Raw genomic sequence first — 22,289 nt, forward strand, 5'->3', positions numbered from 1 at the left:
TATATTAACGTGCCATATAACGATTTCCCAAATGGCGCTGTCGCAAGGCAGTCAACGCGCATAAAATGATAGGCTTCCTTTTTTCACAAGAAATCCATATGGCTGCCCGGTTCAGTTACCTGGAACCGGGCGACACATTTTGTGGGGGACAGGGTTTTGTGCATTGGTTCACCGAAGAAACCCTCAAAGAAGAGTTGGCTCAATCTGATTTCCAGCTCGCTATTTTCCAGAGCGATGAACAAACAGGGGGAAAGGGCCTGATACGGCTGGTACGGTTAATAAAGCCATTGGATTGATTATGAGAGAGCTCTGCGTAAGCGGATCAGACTAAAAATGACGATTGCGACCACGGCAATGACCCAGGCAGGGATGTGAAGGACGGTATCTCCAGTCTTGTCATCAGTGATATGCACAAAGGAGACTGCATTAACTTTTTTCAGTACATCCTGTACCATAATATTTGATTCCTTCCGTTGAAATATATAAATGACACATAAGTTATTATTTACACCCGGATAAACTGTAGCATACTACAAAATACAATGCTACTTTTTGTTGTATATGGGGAATAATTTCTTATGTGGAACTATTTCAAAGTCGGAATAGAGGTAGATACAGCTTAGCTCTGCTTACGGGGTCGGGTCATGAAGTAGGCAAGCACGATACCAGCCCGATACCACCCACGGTCATATAATTAGAGGTCGTACCACCTGTTACAGCAATAATAACGGCGGCCAGGATTAAGACAGCGCCGGCCAGCAGGACGTACGTTTGTAAAGCAATGTTTCGCATCAATAATCTCCAGAAAAAAATCTCACCCTAGTCTACACTGTCCCCACTATCTAAGCAAGCCAGGCCAGAAATAAGTCATGTCTTGCATATAAAAAAAGGCAAGCCAGTGGGGGCTTGCCTTCCGAAGTCTATATTATATTGTCATTATGAAGAAAGTGATCTATTTTGCCATCGCCAGTACTTCTAAATCTGCCCAGGGTGACGCAGGCTTTTCATAACTAAGAGGAAGCTGCGCAACAGCGTTCATAATACGCTCGACCATATCGACTGGCGGCTCGAACTGTTCTATTTGCTCAAAAATCTCATCGATATCCGAGTCATTGTCAAAATCGTTTTCAGCAGGTCCAGTGATACGTTATTCATAAGAACTCCCTCTACGCTATTCGTATGTGCGATCTATTTTTAACACGAATAACATTAGAAAGAAGTTTCAGTTTTTCCAAGCTTTCTTATCAAACAGCTAATAAACCTTAAAAAGTATTAAGAAGCGGCTTCTTCCGTCTGCTCTGGTTTCCAGTGTTTGGCCATCGCCACACGCAATAATGGGCGCGCACGCTGGAAGTATGTTTTTGCTGTCGCTTCAGGCATATTCAGGGTTTTCCCAATTTCTGAGAAGCTCAGCTGGCTGGCATAACGCAGCAGTACAACGGACCGGAATTTGGGTGGCAGAGAATCGATAGCCCTGCGCAAGGCCTGCTGCAGATCACTGCGCTCAGCCATCTCGTCTGGCAAAGGCTGGGTGTCTGGCATGATATCAAGAGGAGATAGATCGTCGTCGTCGTGGCTGGCCTCTAGCTCGGAGAAATGGATTGAACGTTTGCGGCGTAGCTCGTCTAAACAGCGGTTACGTGCAACCTGGAACAACCAGGCTTTTAAAGGCTCGCCAGTACGCAGCGTTGGCATAGAGATATAGAGTTGCAAGAAGACTTGTTGTGAAACGTCACAAGCCAGATCATAATCACCTAATAAATGACAGATAAAATTGAAGAGCGGTGTGTTATAGCGTTGCACTAATAATTCAAAAGCACTCTGATCTCCTGCGAGTGTCCGTGTAACTAACATTCCATCAGTAATTTCATTATTCTGTGGTTTTTGAATTCGGGTGCGTTCTTTAACTTGCATAATTAACAACCTCACTTTCTTTTGACACCTATAGCATAGGTTCTTCAGGTTGAAATTGCAAGCGTTTTTCGAGCTGATAAACTCTACTATAAAGCACTCTAAGCGTAATTTTAAGAGATTAATAAAACCTTGGTGATAGCTTAAAAATCTCTAAGATTCGATTTCTAATCTCTCTCTAATCTACTTCTTATCTTATTCTAAGCTTGAGGTATATAACGGAGGTTTTCTGAGAGGATTTGTGCTTCTTTCTTAGTTTACGATTCTTAGCTATGCTTTTGATACAAATAAGCACAGCAGTAAGAGGCTTTTTTTGGGAATGTGGATAAGTATGTGGACAAGTGTTCTAATATGTGGATAACTTTTTTGCGGGCGGACGCATTCGCGTCCAAACACGTTTATTTAATTTGTGCGGTGGTGGAAAGATGCGCGTGGCAGGCGCATCTTTCCACCACCGCACAAATTAAATAACGGGAAAACAATGGCTGCGCCAATAACAATAGATTAATGGTAGCAATAGTAACAAAAAAGCGATAGCTCTCTTGCCATCGCTTTTTTGTTACTAGATAAAAATGTTTAGTCTTGTGGTACCTCAGGCTGAGTTGCTGGATCGGTCGCTTTGGGTTTGGTGTCGGGCGTAGGACGGGAACCACTTTTGCGCTCCTGGTCATCAGGATGGATCTCCCGAGCCTGAGGACCATGAGGATCGGGCTTGCCTTCGCTATCATATTGGCCCTGGCCATACTGACCCTCGTTACCCTGGGCTCCATATAATTCCGCTTCAGTCGGTTGCTTACTCTTATCTTTTTGCCCATACTGCTCGGACATATCTGATGACCTCCTTCATGGCTATCGGTATATACAAATGGAAGAAGTCGCAACTCCTCCTGTTGTAAGGCACGCAGGAGCGACAAAAAAAGATACAAAGCAACAACGAAGGCTGATTTAGTCCAGCACAAAAGCCGCTGGATTGAGTATATGCCGGGGATCCCATTGAGCCTTCAAGCGCTGCATGACTTCTAAACTCGATGGTTGATAACCCCAGCGCTCTAGCTGTCCCTCTAAGGCTGCTGGTTGCGCGAGCACAATGGCATAACCATGCAAGGTCAGAGCTGCCTGGCGTAAAGCATCCAACCACTCCTGGGCCGCCCTGGGATTTTTTGAGGAGTGTATGGCATAGACGAAACCATTGGCAAAATCGACGACATAAGAGGTCTCATGTAATAGAGAGGCTACCCCTTCCAGGTAGATGGCCAGATTTTTCACCGGGACACCGATCCGTACCACCAGCGCATCCTGGCCCGCATCGCGGATGCTGGATGTCCATAGCTCTGTGCCAGTCAGGGTCTCGGTAGAGAATGGGGCTGGTACATTAAGCCTCTGCAATACATCGGTGACCTGGTCCAGCTCGGCCTGTACATCTTCGGGTACCCCTTCAGCGGTGTATGCCAGTAGATAAGAGCTATTGTTTTCTGGTGCTTGCGCGCCCCCTCTGGTCAAAACAATCGCGGATGCAGTGAGCGCCAGTTGCAGCATCTCCTGTCCCCAACGCAGGCCAGTGCTAAGTTCGTCAACCGGAAAGAGCAGGGTACGCTGCATCCGTGGCCGGGCAAAGACTTTCAATGAGATATCCGTCAACAGGCCAAGCGTGCCATGTGAGCCGATAAAGACTTTGGTTAGATCAAAGCCAGCAACATTCTTGACAATCGGTCGCCCGGTTCGGATGACACGCCCATCGACCAGAGCTACCGTTGCGCAAAGCACAATATCTCTAATCGAGCCATAGCGCATACGCAGAGGGGCATTTAAATTGGTTGCCACCAGGGCGCCAATGCTGATATCTGGCCATGGCGCAACCAGGGGAACATGCTGTTCACGCTCATGTAGAAAAGCCTGGATTTCGGACAGCGGAGTTCCTGCGCCAACGGTGATATAGAGATCTTCCGGCGCATAAGTTAGCACTCCGCGCAGAGCCGCGGTACTGATCTGAACGGGTCCTGTCTTGTTCTGCTCGGCGATAGGAGCGCTGGTAATCGTAGTCGCTCTTCCCGCCTGGGAAAGCGCCTGCAACTGACGTGCGGCTTCTTGAGCTGTGGTAGGGATATAGCCTTCTGGCGAGATTTCTGTCGCAGCTGCCACCAATTGGGCTAGCGGCTGGTAGCCTGCATAGGGCCCTGCTTCATCTTGGGCGGGCACAGGAAATACTTTACCTGGATTCAACAGAAATTGCGGATCAAAGACCTGCTTGACATCCCACATGGCCAGCATCTCAGCTGGTTTGTGCATCAGGGGCATGAAATCGCGCTTCTCTATTCCACACCGTGCTCACCGGTGATGCTGCCACCCATAGCTACGCAGCAGCGGGCCATCTCACGGCCGCCAGCGTGAATGCGCGTGAGTAGATCCTGATCGTCCGGGTCAGGCACTAGAATCAGTGGATGCAAATTACCATCACCTGCATGAAAGACATGGCCCATGCGTAGCTGAAATTCATCGCCAATACGATTTGCTTCAGTCAGCATTTCAGCCAGACGGCTACGCGGCACCGTAATATCCACCGTATATTGAGCGGGAGCTTCTCGTGCAATCGCGCCAGCGGCACTCTTGCGCGCCAGCCAGATCTTATAGCGCTCTTCCTCATCCTGAGCGATACGCATCCCCTTGCCGCCATGGGTCTGTAGAATATCAATGACCTCGTCCAACTGTCGATCCAGACCTTCAGGATAGCCATCAAATTCAATGATCAACACCGCACCCGCGTCAAGAGGCAAATTAGCGTGCGCGAACGGTTCAATAATACGCACAATACGCTGATCCATCATCTCCATTGTTGCGGGCACCAGTCCGGCAGCAATTACGGCCGACACCGCGACACCAGCCTGTTCTACCGTATCGAAAACCGCCAGCAGGGTTTTCACCGCTGGTGGGCGGCGCAATAGACGCAGGGACAAAGAAGTGATCAGCCCCAGCATACCCTCGCTGCCAGTAATCAAACCACAAAAATCATATTCGGGATAATCCAGGGCCTGGCCACCCACACGAATATGTTCTCCATTGGCCAGCACGACATCCATCCCACTCACATAATTGGTGGTCACGCCATATTTAAAGCAGTGTGGACCACCCGAGTTCTCCGCGACATTGCCACCCATGGTCGAGGCTCTCTGACTGGAAGGGTCAGGGGGAAAATATAAGCCCATGGTTTGGGCGCGCTCATCCAGCCGTAAATTAATCAGGGCAGGTTCAACAATCGCGCTACGGCCCAGCGCATCAAGCTCATTGAGACGATTCATGTGCGAGAATTCAACAATGATGCCCCACGATCAGCCACCGCTCCTCCTGAGAGTCCGGTACCTGCTCCCCGTGCGATCAACGGGATACCCTGCGCCGAAGCCCAGCGCATCACACGCATCACCTCTTCAGTAGTGCGTGGAAAAACTACACCCTCGGGCAGCCCCTTATCCAGTCCGGCATCAACCTCATAAGCAATCATGCTGGCCCTATCTGTAAATACCTGGCCCGCAGGCAGTATTTTCTTCAGGGTATGAAGGACATTCTCTTTTAACATCGCCCCAAACCTTTCTGTCATTGAAAATGATGGTAGCAACACTGTTGTTTATGCATAGTCTCTATACATTGCGGATTAAAAGTGGACAAAAATGGGAAGCAGATACGTGCGATCACTCATTGTAACAGAGTATAGCATGGAAGGTGGGGGAAACCAATCGCTACAAATGGCAGGCCAGCGTCAGAAGAGGTGCCAGCGCTCAATCGATGGGGGCAGGAGTACTGAACTGCATAAAATCCGCCAGGGTGGTTTGGGCCTCTACTTTTGGATGAACAATACAGGGCAGTGTAAAACAAAATGTGCTACCCTTCCCTTCTATCCCTTCACTCTCCACCCAGATGCGCCCACCCATAGCTTCAACAAATTGCTTGCTTAAGAAGAGTCCCAGCCCTGACCCACGCACACTACCAGAAGTGTCGCGCCGTAAGCGGACAAATTGTCCGAACAACAGTGACATCTCATCCGGAGGAATACCGGGGCCAGCATCTTTGACGCAAATACAGATTTCAGGCGAAGCATGACGAGGATGGACAACCATACCATATAGAGCCGCACTCACAGTAATGGGCGTACCTGCCGGAGCGTATTTAAAGGCATTTGAGAGCAGGTTGCGTAAAATCTGGCGCAAATATTGCGCATTTGCTTGGACAACCACATAATCGGGAATATCGACATAAATATTATGCCGCTGCACACTCTGGGGATCAAAGCGCTCAAGTACTTCAAATAAAATATCGCGCACCACAATCTGCTCAAGATAGAGCGTTTGCCGCTCTTTCTCGATACCCATCGTATCCAATACATTATTGACCAGCAATTGGAGTTCATCGCAGCTTTGCATGGCATGTTGCAAAAATGTGGTACGTATTTCACTGTCCAATTGTTCACTGTGCTCCAGTAACAATTCCAGGTAACCATAGATCGCGGTCAATGGAGTACGCAACTCATGATTGACATTCTGCAAAAACTGGTCTTTGATCTCATTGAGCTTGGACTGTTCTACACTATACATTTTTAGATGCCGATACACGTCATCGGCATAATCTGAGGCTTCACGCTGCGCACTTACCAGATGCCCCAGGATAATAAGAATGAACGCGCTAATGATGGTAGCTATAATTGCATTAGTCGAGGGAGAAGGGTCCTGTTCACCATCGAGTGAAAAGTCCAGAAGAATAAGATAAGAGAAAGGAGACAGAGGTATAATCCTAAGCGCCTGAACAACCAGGCAGAAAGGACGACAGGCACAACATAGATGATAGGATTGTGTCCTACCCAGGGAGTACAAACTATAAGAATCGACGAAATGAGTCCAGATAAAATTATCAAGCCCATCTTAGCGGCGATTGAGATACCAAGTAGGAAACGAGCTACAATATTTGGATAAAGCACGCTCTCCTCCCCTTCATCGCGGCAGAGCCAGTCCAAAGCCCTTTCTAAATAGTTTTTTAAGCTAGTGTAGTAAAAGTTGAACCGTAGACTCAAGCTTTGCGCCTGCTCCATGATCTTGGTCATATTTTACCATGTAGACTCAAGCTTTGCGCCTGCTCATGATCTTGGTCATATTTTACCATGTACCCATACAAATTGTACAAATCAATCTTTTAGGCTATCCATGGTTATAACAACAAGAGACTCTGTAACGGAGTCTCTTGAGATACGCTCTATTTGATGTTTTTTGATATTATAATTATGCGTTCCGGTGAGGAAGGACGGCGGTAAAAGTACCGGAAACTTTTAGATCTCCAGTCTGATCTTTGGCCTGTACTTTGCCAGCGATATAGCCTTTTCCGTCTGCCTCGTACTTTTCTGTAACGGTACCGCTGCAGGTAATAACATCATCCAGGTGAGTCATCCCTTTGAAACGCACCCCGAACTTACGCAAGTTTGAAGGACCAATGTAGTCGCTCAGCATCTGACCCACAAAACCCATAATCAGCATGCCGTGCGCAATAATGCCACCGGTACCGATCTCCTCGCCAACTTTAGGATCTGTGTGTAAAGGATTAAAGTCGCCCGATGCGCCCGCATAGCGCACCAGTTGTAAATGTTTTACTGGAGCTTTGACTAGCTGTGGAATCTCTTCGCCAACCTGTACATCCTCAAAATAACGCGTGGCTGGAACAGCAGCAGGTGTTGTCATCTCTGTTTCTCCTTATCTCATAAATCAATATCCAGGCTGCAGCGCATAAATATGCTACGCTGAGAGCGAACTACTCGCGCACGACAAACATCGTTTTCGCGCTCAGTACATGCTGCTGATGCTGATTGGTATAGCGTGTCTCGGTGGTCAAAATATCCATCGAACCTTCTCTTGTGCGCCGGGTTTTGCCATCTACAATCGTAGTCACGCCAGTCAAAGTATCATTGGCCGCGATAGGAGCAATATACTCATATTCTTCCTCGCCATGGAGCACGCGAGCCACATTAATCCCCACACTGGCCAATTGTTCCCATAATTGTGTATTGCCCCAGAAAGTGAAAATTGTTGGAGAGGTTGGAGGCAATGGAAGATCTTTATAGCCCGCCGCCTGAGCGGCTGCCAGGTCATGATAAATAGGATTCTCATCCCCGATTGCCAGTGCCAATTCATGAATCTTGCTACGTTCTATTGTCATCGTAAAGGCAGGAAAACTATACCCTACCTTCTCTTTATCAAACATACTATTACTCCTTCATACATGTCTCAACACGATCTCCAAAGGTTTTTTGCGTCTTCAGTATCAAACCTGACATGGGGGATGTCAAGTTTGATACTATTTCTGAATGCGTTTGATCCTCATGATCACCGCGATCTTCACGCCTAAGTTTGGGCACCAAAGGCGCTCAAGAAGACTTCTTGTGTGGTGCGAAAAGCGCGCTCTTCGCACCACACAAGAAAAAAAGCTCGGGCGCGCCAGCGCACGTCCGCACTGGAGCGAGATACTTCTCATGCGAATGATAGTCTGACATGCTGTCAATAATTTCTTTTTAGCACGAAAGTTGTGCTAAAAAGAAATTATCCTCCTCAATCTTTAGCCCTTGTGATATAATTGTCCACATCACACCCCTCACAAGGGCTTATAGTGAGAGGAGCAAGGTGAAGCACCCGAAGATGGTCGCTTTGTCTACATGCATATGTTTCGTAAGATTTTAATTGCAAACCGTGGTGAAATTGCCTTACGCATCATTCGCGCGTGCCGCGAAATGGGGATACGTAGTGTCATTGCTCACTCCGAAGCCGATCGTGACTCACTTCCAGTACAAATGGCAGATGAGAGGATATGTATTGGGCCCGGAGCTAGCGGAAAAAGCTATTTAAATATTCCAAATATTATTAGCGCAGCATTTATCTCCAATGCCGAAGCAATTCATCCCGGGTATGGTTTTCTGTCAGAAAATACGAGCTTTGCTCAGATCTGTCAGGATGTAAACATCACATTTATTGGTCCTTCGGCCGAAGTGATGTCAATCATGGGCGATAAAGTTTCCGCCCGTCAGGCTATGGTTGAGGCAGGCTTACCGACCCTCCCGGGCACGCCAGTCTTGCGCACATTAGCAGAGGCAACAGAGGCAGCTCGCGAGATCGGTTTTCCTCTTATGCTCAAAGCTGTCGCTGGCGGCGGCGGACGCGGTATTCGCCTGATCAATCACATGGATGAGTTTGAGCGCACATTTACGGTCGCTCAAAATGAGGTCCGTGAGGCTTTCCGCGATGATGGTATTTATCTGGAACGGTATCTACCAAAAGCTCGTCACGTTGAAATTCAGGTTTTGGTCGATAATTATGGTAATGGTGTTCATCTGGGTGAGCGTAACTGCTCGTGCCAGCGCCGTAACCAGAAGGTTATCGAGGAGTCACCAACCCCTATTTTGCCACGTTCCTTATGTGATGAAATGGGTGCACGCGCTATTCGCGCGGTACAGCAGGTTGGCTATCGCAATGCCGGAACCCTGGAATTCCTGGTGGATGAGCAGAATCGCTACTATTTCATGGAAATGAATACGCGTTTACAGGTTGAGCATCCCGTTACTGAACTGGTAACAAGCTTGGATCTGGTGAAGGAGCAATTGCTCATCGCTTCAGGCGAACCTATGCGCTTGTGCGGCAAGAAAATATTCAGCTCCGTGGTCATGCGATCGAGTGCCGTATTACAGCCGAAGATGCGGATAAGGACTTCCGACCACAAACTGGTGTGATCGAGAAATATTTGCCGCCAGGCGGTCCTGGTGTGCGAGTCGATAGTCACCTGTTTGCCGGCTACGAAGTTCCACCTCACTACGATTCGTTGCTCGCCAAACTGGTTGTTTGGGCCGAGGATCGAGACCAGGCGATTGCGCGCATGCAGCGTGCGCTGGAAGAGTTTGTTATCGAGGGCATCACAACAACTATACCGTTCCATCAGCGCTTGCTAAAACATGAGGGCTTTATTAGTGGTGATACCTATACGCGCTTCATCCAGGAAGAGGCTGGAGCTCTGGGTATCAAATAGTAATTCCTTTGCCTGGCAATAGCACTATATGTGACATGGAACGTGATGATTTAGCATCTTAGTAGAGATGCTGTTCAGGTAAACGGGAGGTGACTTTATGTCTCGCGTAGTTGTAACCGGATTGGGACTGGTTACCTCGTTGGGCAATGATCTGGCTTCGTCATGGGAGGCTTTGGTCCAGGGTAAGTCTGGCATCAGTGAGATTACCGCTTATGATACGAGTCAACATCGTGTTCATTTTGGTGGTGAGATCAAAAATTTTGATGCTAGCAAATATATGGATCGTAAGGAACTTCGTCGCAATGATCCTTATGAGCAACTGGCTATCGCAACCACGAAGCAAGCATTGGAACAGGCTAAATTAGAGATCACAGATGAGATTGCTCCTGAGGTTGGTGTCTATATCGGCAGCGGCATCGGTGGGCTGGTGACTCTACATGACCAGTTTAAGGTTCTGCATGAAAAGGGTCCAGATCGCATCAGTCCTTTTTTCATTAATATGATGATTGTCGATGGTGCACCTGGTATCGTCTCGATCATGACGGGCGCCAAGGGCCCTAACTGGGCCGCAGTCTCTGCTTGCGCGACCAGTGGCAATACGATTGGTGAGGCCTGGGAGACCATTCGCCGTGGCGATGCAACGGTAATGATTGCAGGTGGCTCCGAAAAAGCTATTACGCCGATTGCGATGGCCGCCTTTGATAATATGCACGCGCTATCACGCCATAACGAAAACTATCAGGAAGCCAGCCGTCCCTTTGATGCTGAGCGCGATGGTTTTGTGATGGGCGAGGCCTCGGCTATGCTCATTCTGGAAGATCTAGAATTCGCAAAAGCCCGTGGGGCTACCATCCTGGCTGAACTGGTCGGCTATGGTAGCACAGGCGATGCCAGCCACGTGACCGCGCCAGCTCCTGGAGGCGAAGGCCTGGTTCGTGCCATGCGTCGCGCCCTGCAAAAAGCTGGACTCCAACCCGAGCAGGTTGATTATATTAATGCCCATGGCACAGGCACAGAGTTTAATGATAGCACTGAGACCCAGGCTATCAAAACGCTGTTTGGTGCTCATGCCCATCGTGTCGCGATCAGCTCTACGAAATCCATGACAGGTCATACTCTGGGCGCGGCAGGAGCAGTCGAAGCGGTGATCTCGATTCAGACTATCCTGAATGGCATTATTCCTCCAACTATTAATCTGCATCATCCAGATCCAGCTTGCGACCTGGATTATGTGCCAAATGAGGCCCGGCATGCGACCGTCAATGTGGCGATGTCTAATTCAATGGGCTTTGGTGGCCATAATACAAGCTTGGTCTTCAAGCGATACGAAGAGTAAGAGGACATGGATACACAAAAAAAATCATCGTGGCTGGAGCGCGTTGAAGAAATTGTAACGGTGCTCGAAGGGAGCACGGTGGGCGAACTGGCTTTAACTGAAGAGGGAACGGAGATTACTATCCGGCGTAGCCCGGGCATGGTGTTAACCAATGCTCCCTCTCCAGTCATGGTCGCAGGACAGCCTGTCGCTACCCCTGGAGCAGGGCGTGCTCCAAAGGTCGATAAATCGATTCCAGTTGTGGCACCTCTAACCGGCGTCTATTATTCGTCGGCCTCCCCAACCACACCACCATTTGTGAATGTTGGTGATATGATCCATACGGGACAGGTTGTGGCTTTGATCGAAGCCATGAAGGTCTTCAATGAGATTAATGCGGAGGTGTCTGGCCGCGTGGTGGCAATTCCTGCTGCTAATGGCGCGGTTATCCAAAAAGGTGATGCTCTGCTGCGCATAGAACCTGTCTAAACAGGTACACACAAATAAGATAAAGAGCCGGATGACCGCAATTGCGCCACCCGGCTCTTTATCTTATTTGTCTTGTCTCACCAGTCAAAGGATTGGGCCTCTTCAACCATGTAGCCTTCGTCACGCAAACGGCTCAGGAGTTGCTCACATTGGCCGCGATCACTGGTCTCCATGGTAATAGTTTCTTCACGCTGCATAATAGGCAGGCGGTTAGAGATACGCTGGTGTCGTACATCGATGACATTGATACGCATATCGGTGATGATGGAGAGCATACGCATTAACTCACCTGGTCGATCAGTGAGGCGAGTGTGAATAACAAAGTAACGGCCCGCGCTGGCCAGTCCGTGCTCGATAAAACGTCCAACCAGGTTGATGTCGATGTTGCCGCCCGTCAAAGGGACCAGCACTTTTTTACCTTTGAGCTGAATCTTTCCACTTAACAGGGCCGCCAGGCCAACCGCTCCCGCTCCTTCAACCATCATTTTACAGCGCTCCATCAACAAGAGAACCGCGTTAATAGTAGCTTCATCATCGACCACGACCACGTCATCGACCAGTTGCTGGATGATTGAGAAGGTCAGGTTACCCGGACGCTTTACCGCGATGCCATCGGCGATGGTGGTAATCGTGGGCAGGGTCACAATATGGCCAGCATCTAGCGAACGGCGGCAACTGGGCGCGCCAGAGGCTTGCACGCCAATAATGGTGATGTCGGGCTTTAAAGCTCGGGCCGCGATGGCGATGCCGGAGATCAGTCCGCCGCCACCGATCGGTACCACGATAGCGTCTGCATCGGGTAGATCATTGAGCATTTCCAGGCCCAGCGTGCCCTGGCCAGCAATCACTTTGGGATCATCGAAAGCATGAATGAAAGTTGCGCCGGTCTCTTGCTGTAATTCCAGGCAACGCTGATAGGCGTCATCATAGGTTGCTCCATGCAACACGACGCGCGCACCATAACCTTCGGTCGCGGTTACTTTCGCCAGAGGAGCGCTTTCAGGCATCACGATGGTACAGGGGATACTATTCTGGGCGGCGGCGATGGCGACTCCCTGAGCATGGTTGCCAGCTGAGGCCGCGATCACACCAGCGCGATACTGTTCCTCAGTCAAAGTAGAGATTTTATAGCCAGCTCCGCGCACTTTAAAAGCTCCGGAGCGCTGCATATGCTCGCACTTCAAATAAATCTCAGCACCGGTCAGTTGACTCATCGTGCGCGAATGAGAAAGGGGGGTATGATGAATTAGAGGCTTGAGGAATTTATAAGCTTCCCAGACATCAGCTATTTTAACAGAACTTACTACCTCATGGGTAGTTTCAGCGGTTAGATCGTTCTCCACAAGACGCATGGTACGACTCCTTCCAGTCCAACATAGGACGCCCCAGCCGTCATGGCTACATTTGTAGGCTACAGTGCCTAAATGTTATGGGAAGGATTATAGCGCATGTGCGATCTGTCTGACAACCGTCTTTTTTCCTTTTCCTGAGATCTCGCGCCTGCGGCACAGGCTTTTTTTATGAGGGAAGTGCAATGCCGAGGCTGCCGCGGCAGCCTCGGCATTGCACTTCCCTCATGTTAATAAAGAAGGATCAGCATCTTCCACATAAAAAAAAGAGGCGTTTTTGTGGGAACACCTCTCAAGAACCAGACATGAGGGTCGACGGCCTCATGCACATTTTATTTTAGTCGCGTGAACGGAAAATTTTGACCCGGCGATGAGGCTCTTTACCTCGACTGCGCGAGATTAAATTGTAACGAGTCGCCATTTGATGTTGTAAACGCCGGATGTAAGCGTTGGCAGGCGCCAGTTCGGCTGTCGTGAGGCCTTTATTTAAGACCTGGTGGATAGCGTCTTCTGTCTCTAGTAACGCTTGCTTGGTCGGATCATCAAATTCGCGCTCGCTTATGCTCATCTGGGTATCTGAGTTTTCACCATCTTCTTCGGATGCGACTTCGGGAATATCGAAGATGCGCGCCAGGGCGTGCTGCATCTGATTAATGGTATTATTCTTCAGAATAATGATCAGCTTGCGCTCTTGCTCCGCTTGCTGTAAACGCTCAGGTTGACGGCGATAGTAATTTTTGAGTGTAATCACAGCGTCGGCTTCACGCTCATTATTGGTGATCAAGACCGGTACACGCAGCTGGCGTGCGGACTCAGAGAGTCGGTCGCGATTAACACCAAACGGATAGACCTTGAGCGTCTTGGGCGGACGGATCTCTGTGGCTGGCTCACTGGCCTGATAGATCCCTTCCGTGATATCGGTCACCGGACGGGGCTTGGTCAGGACAGTGGCATGGCTTTCTCCGTCATGAGGCGCGGTCCCGGTAGGTGCCAGGGCCTGTACTTGTGGAGCAATATGTGCGGTCGTCTGATTACGGCTACGTATACGCTCACTGCCACCACGCGGATCTAGCGCGGGTGCACCCGTGCCACGCAGAGAACTCAGGTGAGTATGATTACGATCTCCATGACTACGATCGTTGCGATCCGAGCGCTCAAACATGCTTGTCGTGAAACCTTGCCCCGGGCGTGCATTGGAACCACCGAGTCCACTGCCCCAACCAGGAACATCCATGCCACCCGTCGTCACTCGACGGATCGCAACATGTCCGGTCTCTTCATCACGTGTACGCTCTTCGGCCATAATAGGCTGACCGCGCAACATATTATCAACCGTATCAGCTACATCACGGTGTACAACTGCTTCTTCCCAGCTTTGCTGTTCGACCACTACCTCAAAGGTTGGAAGAGATTTACGCTCTTGAATACTTTTTTGCGTATGGCGTCGACGCGCCTCTTCGTCACCTAATGTAACTGTTTGAATGCCACCTACCAGATCTGAAAGGGTAGGGTTCACAAGCAAGTTTCCCAGCGAATTACCATGAGCCGTTGCGACTAATTGGACACCACGTTCTGCAATAGTACGTGCCGCCGCCGCTTCCAACTCGGTGCCAATCTCGTCAATGACAATCACCTGTGGCATGTGGTTTTCCACAGCCTCGATCATCACAGCATGTTGTTCCGCCGTACGCGCTACTTGCATACGTCGGGCACGCCCAATGCCAGGGTGAGGAATATCCCCATCACCGGCAATTTCGTTAGACGTATCTACGACAACCACACGCTTATTCGCCTCATCTGCAAGCACACGGGCGATTTCACGCAGGAGCGTCGTTTTACCCACGCCTGGACGACCAAGAATCAAGATGGATTGGCCCTGTTCGACTATATCACGGATCAGGGCAATACTGCCAAGCACCGCTCGACCAATACGGCAAGTTAAGCCAACGATTCTCCCTTTACGATTGCGCATAGCGCTAATACGGTGGAGTGTTCGCTCAATACCTGCTCGATTGTCGTCGCCAAATTCTCCAATACGTTCAACCACGTACTCGAGATCGGCATAGGTTACCGGTGTCGTACTAAGGATCACTTCCCCCTCCGGGAACCGGCCCTCGGCCACGCGTCCGAGGTCCATTACGATCTCCAGCAGTTCGCTTCGGTTCTCTAGCCGATTGACCGCGTCGTGGATGTCTGGCGGAAGACTGGCCAGCAGAGCCTCCAGATCGTCAGTGATCACATGTTGCATAGGCAGTTTATCACCTCATAATTTTTTGGCGCGAATTGACCGTCCCCAGGCCTTTCAAGCCATAGACCGCTCTCTGCTCCAGCAGGGGACCGTGCTCTGCCTCGTGGCCAGTAAGGCCACGTGTCGCACAAGCAGAACCTTGGCAAGGACCTGCTCAAATCCACTATTACATAGAGCGGTGTTAACAAAAGAATCGTACTCTCGCACCAGGCAATAAATGCGTCGTACGTCCGCATCTAGAAGCCGCTTGATGCCGAACTGGATTAACGGCTCAGCAAGATCGGTATGTTCCGGATGCACCATTAATGAGATGCGGTGAGGTGTCGAGCCGTGACCCCGACAAAGCCGCATCCAGGCCCCAACACGCACACCTACGTCACATACATAATTCTCATTGCCCCTGCCAAAAAAGGAAGGTAATGGTTGTAGTGACCCTACCTGAAGCCTGGCATATTCCTCGCTGTTCTCGTAGAGTTCGGCCGTTAAGACACGCTGCGGCGTTACAGAACGATAAAGCTGGTATAATCCCCACACATGGTGGCGATTCCATCGACGGAGCGAAGGGAGCGCCGGCTCTGCTAATACGTGTGTCGACCCGGATTTCTGCTGATATGGATCATAGACATACGTTAGCTCACGCGCGTAGCGCTGGAAGCCCGAACGTTGAAACATTTCGATCTCGGGTACTTCGTCTTCAACCTTCGCGAAAATACGGAGAATACCGTGGGTTGAGGCCATCTCCAAGGCATATTCAAGGAGGGCCGATAGAATATCATCACCTGTGAGTTGTGCTCCATCTCGATTGGCCATCGATGCCAGATATGAGAGATCCCATGCCATATGGGATGGTCGTTCACGTACCTGGGCAAAACCTAGCAGGCGCCAGTGGTCCTCGCAAATCCAGGTACGGACAACTGGAGAAATTGGAAGAATATGCCTCAAAACAGGAGGCGAAGGAAGCGCACTCTCCACCGACTCGAGCCAGCAGACGAAATTTGCGAAATCGTGCTGGTTACCTCGAGCACGGTGGTCAATAGCGTAGATGATTCCCGGTAAATCAACATATAACACCGGTCTTATCATCCACTACTCCTGGCGTTAGATAGGTGCTATGGCCTTCAACCTCACCTACCTCTTCACGCTCTGTACTATGCGGAGAAAGTATTGATGGAAACGTGTGTCTCCTGAAACTTCAGGATGAAATGCAGTGCCTAATAGGGTCCCTTCACGGACAGCGACGATGGTTCCATCGTCGAGCGTTGCCAGCACTTCCACTTCGGGGCCGACCTGTTCGACCAAAGGCCCGCGAATGAAGAAAGTGTGGAATGGCGCTTCGCCCAGTACGGGCACTGACAGATCAGTTTCAAAGCTTTCCCGCTGACTGCCAAACGCATTTCGGCGGACGCGAATGTTCATGCTAGCCAACAGTGGTTGGCCTGCAAGCGCGTTATCCGTCTCCTTCGCTAATAAGATGAGACCCGCGCACGTTCCCCATATAGGAACGCCTTCACGAATCTTTCTTTGTAAAACTTCGTGGAGTTCGTAGACAATCATCAGTTTGCCGATCGTCGTACTCTCACCACCTGGTAATATTATACCATCTATTTCATCGAGATGCTCGGGGAGGCGAACAGCTTTCGCGTCCGCCCTAGTTCTTTCAACATCTTGATGTGTGCTTCAAAATCGCCCTGTAATGCTAATACGCCAATACGGGGGGTTTGGTTGTATTTTTCCATGTGTTATTCCGACTATTACAAATCACAGGTAATTACCAGCCGCGCCGCGCCATCAGTTCCTGCTCGGGCAGGGTATCCAGATTAATACCAACCATTGGCTCGCCCAGATTGCGCGAAACTTCAGCCAGGATCTCTGGGTCCTGGAAGTGGGTGGTGGCTTTGACGATGGCTTTGGCACGCTGCAAGGGATCGCCGGATTTGAAGATGCCTGAGCCGACGAAGATTCCTTCAGCTCCCAGGCGCATCATTAAGGCGGCATCAGCTGGTGTGGCAATACCACCGGCAGAGAAGTTTACGACCGGCAATTTGCCTGTGCGGGCAACTTCCAATACGAGCTCATAAGGAGCACCCAGCTCTTTTGCTTCGGCCATCAACTCTTCTTCGGGCAGCGCTTGCAAACGGCGTACACCATCCATGACGGTACGCATATGGCGCACGGCTTCGATCACATTTCCGGTACCTGGCTCGCCTTTGGTACGTAGCATAGCGGCTCCCTCACCCACACGGCGTAGGGCCTCACCCAGATCACGGGCACCACAAACGAATGGGACCGAGAATTGATGCTTATTTACATGGAAGCGCTCATCGGCTGGCGTCAAAACTTCAGACTCATCGATACAATCGATACCGAGCGACTGTAAAATCTCAGCCTCCACAAAGTGTCCAATGCGGCATTTTGCCATCACCGGAATGGTTACAGCTTCCTTAATCTTAATAATCAATTCCGGATCACTCATGCGAGCAACGCCACCCTGGGCACGAATATCGGCAGGCACGCGCTCTAGAGCCATAACGGCAGAGGCACCCGCCTCTTCTGCGACCTTTGCCTGCTCGGCATTAACCACATCGCAGATCACTCCACCCTTTAACATCTCCGGAAAACTACGTTTAACCTGTACAGTGCCAACTTGCTTTTGCATATCTTTACCTCTCCTGGCGTGCTTGCTCAACTGTATATATCAAGAAAATAAGTAGCCTGATTTGCTAAAATTTTAACACAAGAACATTCTTAGCATCTACAGCCAATCGTCTAAATGGAGACCAGCCATCTCTATTGGCTGGCTATAATTGTCTCATGCTGACGGTGGCATGGAGGGGAGAAGAAGCGGGGGCGCAGCCCCCGATCCCCCGCCAGGGAGCTGCCGCCCCTTGCATCCCCACTCAACAAACTTGCGGATATCCCATCTTCTTTCCTGCATCCTGCGGGATTGCAAAGAGCCACAGCCCTTTACTCGGGAAGCTGTCCCTTTCTTCTTTCCTACATCCTTTGGGATTGCAAAGGGCCGCAGCCCTTTGCCGGGGGTTGGGGGTGTCCCCCAGATTCTTCTTTTTGTTGGCGCCGCCTGCGGCGACAAGTGGGAATTGGACCACCATACCCCATATCACCAACCAAATTGGTATACACCATGCCAAAAACACCTTCCCTTATTATAACAGAAGGCACAGGTATGTATATGCCCGGATAAACCCAGCGGTAGAATTGAGGAAAAAATGAGAGGAAGAAATAAACGCCCGCCTTAATCTCGAATAAGATGAAGACTTAAACGCAAAGCCTGGTCCACGCGATACATCTCATCAGGGCTGATCGAGCCACGGCGCCTGATCAAGCGCGTCTTCTCAATCGTCATGATCTGCTCACATTTTACGTCAGTGTAATCGTTCAAACCATTATTTGGAGTAGGCGTAATACGTACATGTAATGGAAGCTCACGTTCCGTGCGACTCATCGAGGCAACAATGGTCAGTGGATAGGATGAAGAAGAATTACCTCGATCATTTTGTATCACTAACGCCGGTCGCGTACCTTGTTGTTCTGCCCCGCGGCCAGGTGACCAATTAACATCCCAAATCTCACCACGACGCGGACTTGGAATACTTGTATTCGCCTCCTGCTGCTGCTGCTGTTTCAGGCTCGGCAAAGATTGCCTGGCCTCATTACTCATGCAAAGATACCTTCACAACCAGCACTAAAACAAAATTGGGCTTCTTCAAGAGTTTCGGGGGATGTAGCTAGATAAGCATAGGCTTCGTCGAGAGAGTGGTTCAATATGGAGAGTTCACGTTCGCGCTTTTCAATCATTATTGACCTTAATTGCTGATAATCATCCTGTCGCATCAGGTCCATAATAGCCTCTAACACGTCTCCAAGGGAGGAGTCGAGTTCCACAGCTAGCGCTTTAAGCTCTTTATGCTGCGTTGAAGGTATCTGGATCGATTTCCGAACGAGGTTCTCATGACGATATAGGTCTGTATGTACAACAGCCATGAAGTTGCCTCCTAGTCATAACACGACTTCATCTCCTCTTATTGTAACGGGGTACCTGGTAATTGTCAATAAAGATAAGACCGTTTTCTTAGAAAGCTTAGAAATTTTAAGTAGGCAAGACACCTATTTTCTCACTAAACCACGCTCAATCCCGCCGAAAAAATCTGTTGGACGGGACATTTTACCTGCTTTTCTGAACTCGTTGGCTTAGCCGTAAGGTCAGGAGTATACCGAAGGAAACGGCCAGTAATACGACGGCCAGCGCAATGGATTTATCCAGGTCCGATTCAGAGGCAATATAGACGGCGATGGGCATGGTCTGAGTGACACCGGGAAAATTGCCTGCAAAGGTGATGGTCGCCCCAAATTCGCCCAGGGCTCTGGCCCAGCATAGACCGATGCCTGAAAGTAAGGCCGGGCGAATCAGGGGTAGTGTGACACGAAAAAAAGTATAGACAGGAGAAGCCCGCAGGGTATAAGCCGCCAGCTCATAGCGCTGATCCAATTGTTCAAGTCCCGCTTTGGCACTGTTCACAAAAAATGGGGCCGCCACAAAGGTCTGGGCCATGATGACCGCTGTGGTCGTGAAAGGGATACTGATATTGAAAAATTCCAGGTAGCGGCCCAGCAGTCCCATGCGTCCAAATGTCAGTAGCAGGGCGACACCGGCCACTACCGGAGGCAGCACGGTTGGTAAGGTGATCAATGTTTCCAACAGGCCACGCCCGAAAAAGCGTCTGCGTGCCAATACATAAGCCGCCGGTAAACCAAACAGGATTGCCAGCAGCGTACTCACGGTGGTAGTAACCACGCTAAGCTGTAAGGCTTGAAAAATATCTGGCTGCAGAATCTCGTTCCAGATCACCGCTGGCGTTTCCCTGAACAGCAGGCCAACCAGCGGTACGCCCAGGAAAAGAAAAAAGAGGCTGGTCAAGATCACAGTTATAATCTTGACTAGCCATCCCCAATGAGAATTATTGAGCACTACATATTTTTTCATAATCAAGCACGGCCATGAGAGAGCACATAGCGAACATGGTCGATGTCGCGTTGGACATTGGAGACCTGAGCAGGCATCTGGAGGGCTGTGTAGATTGACAAAGCCTCTTCATAACAGACCAGTGCCTGTCGATTGTTATGTTGCTGATTTCCACGAGCGAGTTTGGCATAGACCAGTCCTAAGGTATGTTTGTTCTGTGCCCATTCCAATGGTGTCACCTCGCGTGTCTGAATCTGCAACGCTTCTTCAAAACAGGCAATGGCGCGATCCAGGTAGTCCTGTCGTTCTCCCCCTGAAAGCTGCCAATAAGCCTGCCCCAGGTTTCCCTGCGTGGTCGCCCATTCCTCTTGCATATTCTCCCGCGCATAGACCAGCAGGGCCGCTCGATAACAGGCGATAGCTTGCTGAAGATAAGGATGGCGTCCCTCGATCTGACAATCTTTATAAGCATCCCGAGATTACTCTGGGTTTTAGCCCACTCATACGGTGTATCTTTACGATTGTAGACCTGTAAAGCCGACTCAAATGAGGTGATCGCCTTCTGGATATGGGACTGCCTCTCTTCCTCATGCTGCGGATGGATGAGCATGTACACATGACCTAGATTATAATGCACATTGGCCCAGGCCAATGGATGCTGCGCGAAGGTATATACTTCCAGGACCGCTTCAAAGCAGAGGATGGCCTGGCTCAACTGTTCGTGCTCATCCCCTTCTGGCATATCCAGGTAGGTCAGACCCAACATATTATTGGTTTTGGCCCAGTCAGCAGGATATGCATCACGAGTATAAACCTGTAGTGCAGAGCGGAAACAGGTAACAGCCTGCTCTAAGCGGGCTTGTTCGTTGCCACTCGACATCAAATTATAGGTAATGCCCAGATTATTATAGATTGATGCCCAATCCAGGGGTGTATGCTCACGAGAATAAACATTCAGCGCCGCTTTATAGCAGTCTACAGCATGGTGCAGACTGGCCTCACTCTCATCCCCTGGCATATTGCGATAGGCATTGCCCATACTTTGCATGGTATTAGCCCAGAGATCCGGGTGCTGCTCAAATGTATTCACTTGCAAGACTGCCTGGTAGTGTATAATCGAGCGTTCCAGATTGGTCTGGCGCTCGCCACCTGGTAAAAAAGCATACACATTAGCCAGGCTGTATTGGGCCATCGCCCATTCTTGCGGCGTCACGTCACAGGTATAGATGCGCAAGGCGGACTCATAGCAGATAATGGCCTTACGTAATGTCGAATAACGATCATCCGTTGGAAGAAGACAATATAAATTGCCTAAATTGTATTGTGTACTGGCCCACTGTTCAGGAAAAGCCTCGCTTGTATAAACCTCCAGGCAGGACTGAAAACAGGTCAGCGCCTTAAAGAGTGAAGGGCGGCGGTTGCTACCAAGTAGATACAAATAGGTCAAAGCCAATTCATATTGTGTCTGCGCCCAATCCAAAGGATGGGACTCACTTGTAAATACTTCTAGCGAGGACTGCAGGGCAGCCAGGGCCTTATTCAAATACTGCTGGCGATCATGGCCGGTCGTCAGGTTGCGATATAAGATGCCTAATTGCTGCTGTGTCCTGGCCCATTCGATGGGTGAGGTTTGTAAAGAATAGAGACTTAATGCCTTTTGAAAACAAGCGATAGCCTGCTCCAGATTGGCCTGTTGATCTCCAGTGGAAGAGTTACGATACTTTATGCCCAATGCGTATTGAGCATCAGCGGCTATAAGCCACTCATTGTCGTCTTTCATTCCGAAATAACATCCCGCATGTGATAAAAAGGAGGGACCCCCTCCAGGCGCGCGTTATATGCATAAAACTAAAAACTTCTCATATGGATTGTATGTTGTGCCTTGCTGCTTGTCAACCATGCTCTCATCGCCATAGATGAGTTTTTCATATCTTCCCCGTTGACGGGGTTATGAAA

Annotated in this window: 21 protein-coding genes and 3 pseudogenes; 4 read left to right on the forward strand and 20 right to left on the reverse strand. The window is 49.7% G+C overall.

The window, feature by feature from the left end; all coding sequences use genetic code 11:
• The first annotated feature begins 98 nt into the window (after positions 1-98).
• Positions 99-296: a hypothetical protein gene (locus tag EL645_RS10765; RefSeq protein ID WP_126550026.1), complete on the forward strand. Its 198-nt coding sequence runs from the start codon at positions 99-101 to the stop codon at positions 294-296.
• Here EL645_RS10765 and EL645_RS39210 read toward each other — a convergent pair whose 3' ends face one another.
• From EL645_RS39210 to EL645_RS10795, 10 genes and pseudogenes are all read right to left on the reverse strand, one after another.
• On the reverse strand, positions 297-455 hold the full coding sequence (locus tag EL645_RS39210; RefSeq protein ID WP_161977287.1) for a hypothetical protein: 159 nt from the start codon (positions 453-455) through the stop codon (positions 297-299).
• A 187-nt stretch (positions 456-642) separates the two neighbouring features.
• Positions 643-792 (reverse strand): hypothetical protein, encoded by a 150-nt coding sequence (locus EL645_RS39215; RefSeq protein WP_161977288.1) that lies wholly within the window; start codon positions 790-792, stop codon positions 643-645.
• Between the two features lie 480 nt (positions 793-1,272).
• On the reverse strand, positions 1,273-1,914 hold the full coding sequence (locus EL645_RS10770) for an RNA polymerase sigma factor (protein ID WP_126550027.1): 642 nt from the start codon (positions 1,912-1,914) through the stop codon (positions 1,273-1,275).
• Positions 1,915-2,487: 573 nt separating this feature from the next.
• Positions 2,488-2,739: a hypothetical protein gene (locus EL645_RS10775; RefSeq protein WP_126550028.1), complete on the reverse strand. Its 252-nt coding sequence runs from the start codon at positions 2,737-2,739 to the stop codon at positions 2,488-2,490.
• 117 nt (positions 2,740-2,856) lie between these two features.
• Complete coding sequence (locus EL645_RS40860; RefSeq protein ID WP_307720574.1) at positions 2,857-4,197, reverse strand: FAD-binding oxidoreductase; 1,341 nt, start codon at positions 4,195-4,197, stop codon at positions 2,857-2,859.
• Positions 4,174-5,204, reverse strand: a pseudogene (locus tag EL645_RS40865) (FAD-linked oxidase C-terminal domain-containing protein); the annotation flags it as partial. The gene EL645_RS40860 and the pseudogene EL645_RS40865, both read right to left, overlap by 24 nt.
• Positions 5,201-5,479 carry an FAD-binding oxidoreductase gene (locus tag EL645_RS40870; protein WP_218031810.1) on the reverse strand — a complete coding sequence of 93 codons (279 nt, stop codon included), beginning with the start codon at positions 5,477-5,479 and terminating at the stop codon, positions 5,201-5,203. The gene EL645_RS40870 and the pseudogene EL645_RS40865, both read right to left, overlap by 4 nt.
• Positions 5,480-5,678: 199 nt before the next feature.
• The gene (locus EL645_RS10785) at positions 5,679-6,767 is read right to left on the reverse strand and encodes a sensor histidine kinase (protein WP_126550029.1); all 1,089 of its coding nucleotides are present in this window, start codon (positions 6,765-6,767) and stop codon (positions 5,679-5,681) included.
• Positions 6,768-7,169: 402 nt separating this feature from the next.
• Positions 7,170-7,622, reverse strand: a complete 453-nt coding sequence (locus EL645_RS10790; protein ID WP_126550030.1) for a MaoC/PaaZ C-terminal domain-containing protein — start codon at positions 7,620-7,622, stop codon at positions 7,170-7,172.
• A gap of 70 nt (positions 7,623-7,692) precedes the next feature.
• Entirely contained in the window at positions 7,693-8,142 is a 450-nt protein-coding gene (locus EL645_RS10795) for an FAS1-like dehydratase domain-containing protein (RefSeq protein WP_126550031.1), read from the reverse strand.
• 454 nt (positions 8,143-8,596) lie between these two features.
• Here EL645_RS10795 and accC point away from each other — a divergent pair.
• From accC to EL645_RS10810, 3 genes and pseudogenes are all read left to right on the forward strand, one after another.
• Positions 8,597-9,951 (forward strand): annotated as a pseudogene (gene accC / locus EL645_RS10800) (acetyl-CoA carboxylase biotin carboxylase subunit).
• Positions 9,952-10,048: 97 nt separating this feature from the next.
• Positions 10,049-11,287: a beta-ketoacyl-ACP synthase II gene (gene fabF / locus EL645_RS10805; protein WP_126550032.1), complete on the forward strand. Its 1,239-nt coding sequence runs from the start codon at positions 10,049-10,051 to the stop codon at positions 11,285-11,287.
• A gap of 6 nt (positions 11,288-11,293) precedes the next feature.
• Complete coding sequence (locus tag EL645_RS10810; protein WP_126550033.1) at positions 11,294-11,755, forward strand: acetyl-CoA carboxylase biotin carboxyl carrier protein; 462 nt, start codon at positions 11,294-11,296, stop codon at positions 11,753-11,755.
• Between the two features lie 77 nt (positions 11,756-11,832).
• On the opposite strand, the gene ilvA is transcribed toward EL645_RS10810, so the two are convergent.
• The 10 genes and pseudogenes from ilvA to EL645_RS10855 all read right to left on the reverse strand — a co-directional run bounded on the left by ilvA (position 11,833) and on the right by EL645_RS10855 (position 22,113).
• Positions 11,833-13,107, reverse strand: a complete 1,275-nt coding sequence (gene ilvA / locus EL645_RS10815; RefSeq protein ID WP_126550034.1) for a threonine ammonia-lyase — start codon at positions 13,105-13,107, stop codon at positions 11,833-11,835.
• Between the two features lie 334 nt (positions 13,108-13,441).
• Positions 13,442-15,352, reverse strand: coding sequence for an AAA ATPase domain-containing protein (locus EL645_RS10820; protein ID WP_126550035.1), 1,911 nt, complete (start codon positions 15,350-15,352; stop codon positions 13,442-13,444).
• A 54-nt stretch (positions 15,353-15,406) separates the two neighbouring features.
• On the reverse strand, positions 15,407-16,435 hold the full coding sequence (locus EL645_RS10825; RefSeq protein WP_126550036.1) for a GNAT family protein: 1,029 nt from the start codon (positions 16,433-16,435) through the stop codon (positions 15,407-15,409).
• Between the two features lie 45 nt (positions 16,436-16,480).
• Positions 16,481-16,960: pseudogene (gene pdxT / locus EL645_RS10830) on the reverse strand (pyridoxal 5'-phosphate synthase glutaminase subunit PdxT); the annotation flags it as partial.
• 160 nt (positions 16,961-17,120) lie between these two features.
• The gene (gene pdxS / locus EL645_RS10835) at positions 17,121-18,008 is read right to left on the reverse strand and encodes a pyridoxal 5'-phosphate synthase lyase subunit PdxS (RefSeq protein WP_126550037.1); all 888 of its coding nucleotides are present in this window, start codon (positions 18,006-18,008) and stop codon (positions 17,121-17,123) included.
• 597 nt (positions 18,009-18,605) lie between these two features.
• Positions 18,606-19,031 (reverse strand): type II toxin-antitoxin system PemK/MazF family toxin, encoded by a 426-nt coding sequence (locus tag EL645_RS10840; RefSeq protein ID WP_126550038.1) that lies wholly within the window; start codon positions 19,029-19,031, stop codon positions 18,606-18,608.
• Positions 19,028-19,354 carry a hypothetical protein gene (locus tag EL645_RS10845; protein WP_126550039.1) on the reverse strand — a complete coding sequence of 109 codons (327 nt, stop codon included), beginning with the start codon at positions 19,352-19,354 and terminating at the stop codon, positions 19,028-19,030. The genes EL645_RS10840 and EL645_RS10845 overlap by 4 nt, the downstream gene beginning before the upstream one ends.
• A 181-nt stretch (positions 19,355-19,535) precedes the next feature.
• On the reverse strand, positions 19,536-20,354 hold the full coding sequence (locus tag EL645_RS10850; RefSeq protein ID WP_126550040.1) for an ABC transporter permease: 819 nt from the start codon (positions 20,352-20,354) through the stop codon (positions 19,536-19,538).
• A 2-nt stretch (positions 20,355-20,356) separates the two neighbouring features.
• Positions 20,357-20,563, reverse strand: coding sequence for a hypothetical protein (locus tag EL645_RS39220; RefSeq protein ID WP_161977289.1), 207 nt, complete (start codon positions 20,561-20,563; stop codon positions 20,357-20,359).
• A gap of 5 nt (positions 20,564-20,568) precedes the next feature.
• Positions 20,569-22,113: a hypothetical protein gene (locus tag EL645_RS10855; RefSeq protein WP_126550041.1), complete on the reverse strand. Its 1,545-nt coding sequence runs from the start codon at positions 22,111-22,113 to the stop codon at positions 20,569-20,571.
• Positions 22,114-22,289 lie beyond the last annotated feature (176 nt).

Origin of the sequence: Dictyobacter kobayashii, assembly GCF_003967555.1 — a bacterium.
Classification (GTDB): Bacteria; Chloroflexota; Ktedonobacteria; order Ktedonobacterales; family Ktedonobacteraceae; genus Dictyobacter; species Dictyobacter kobayashii.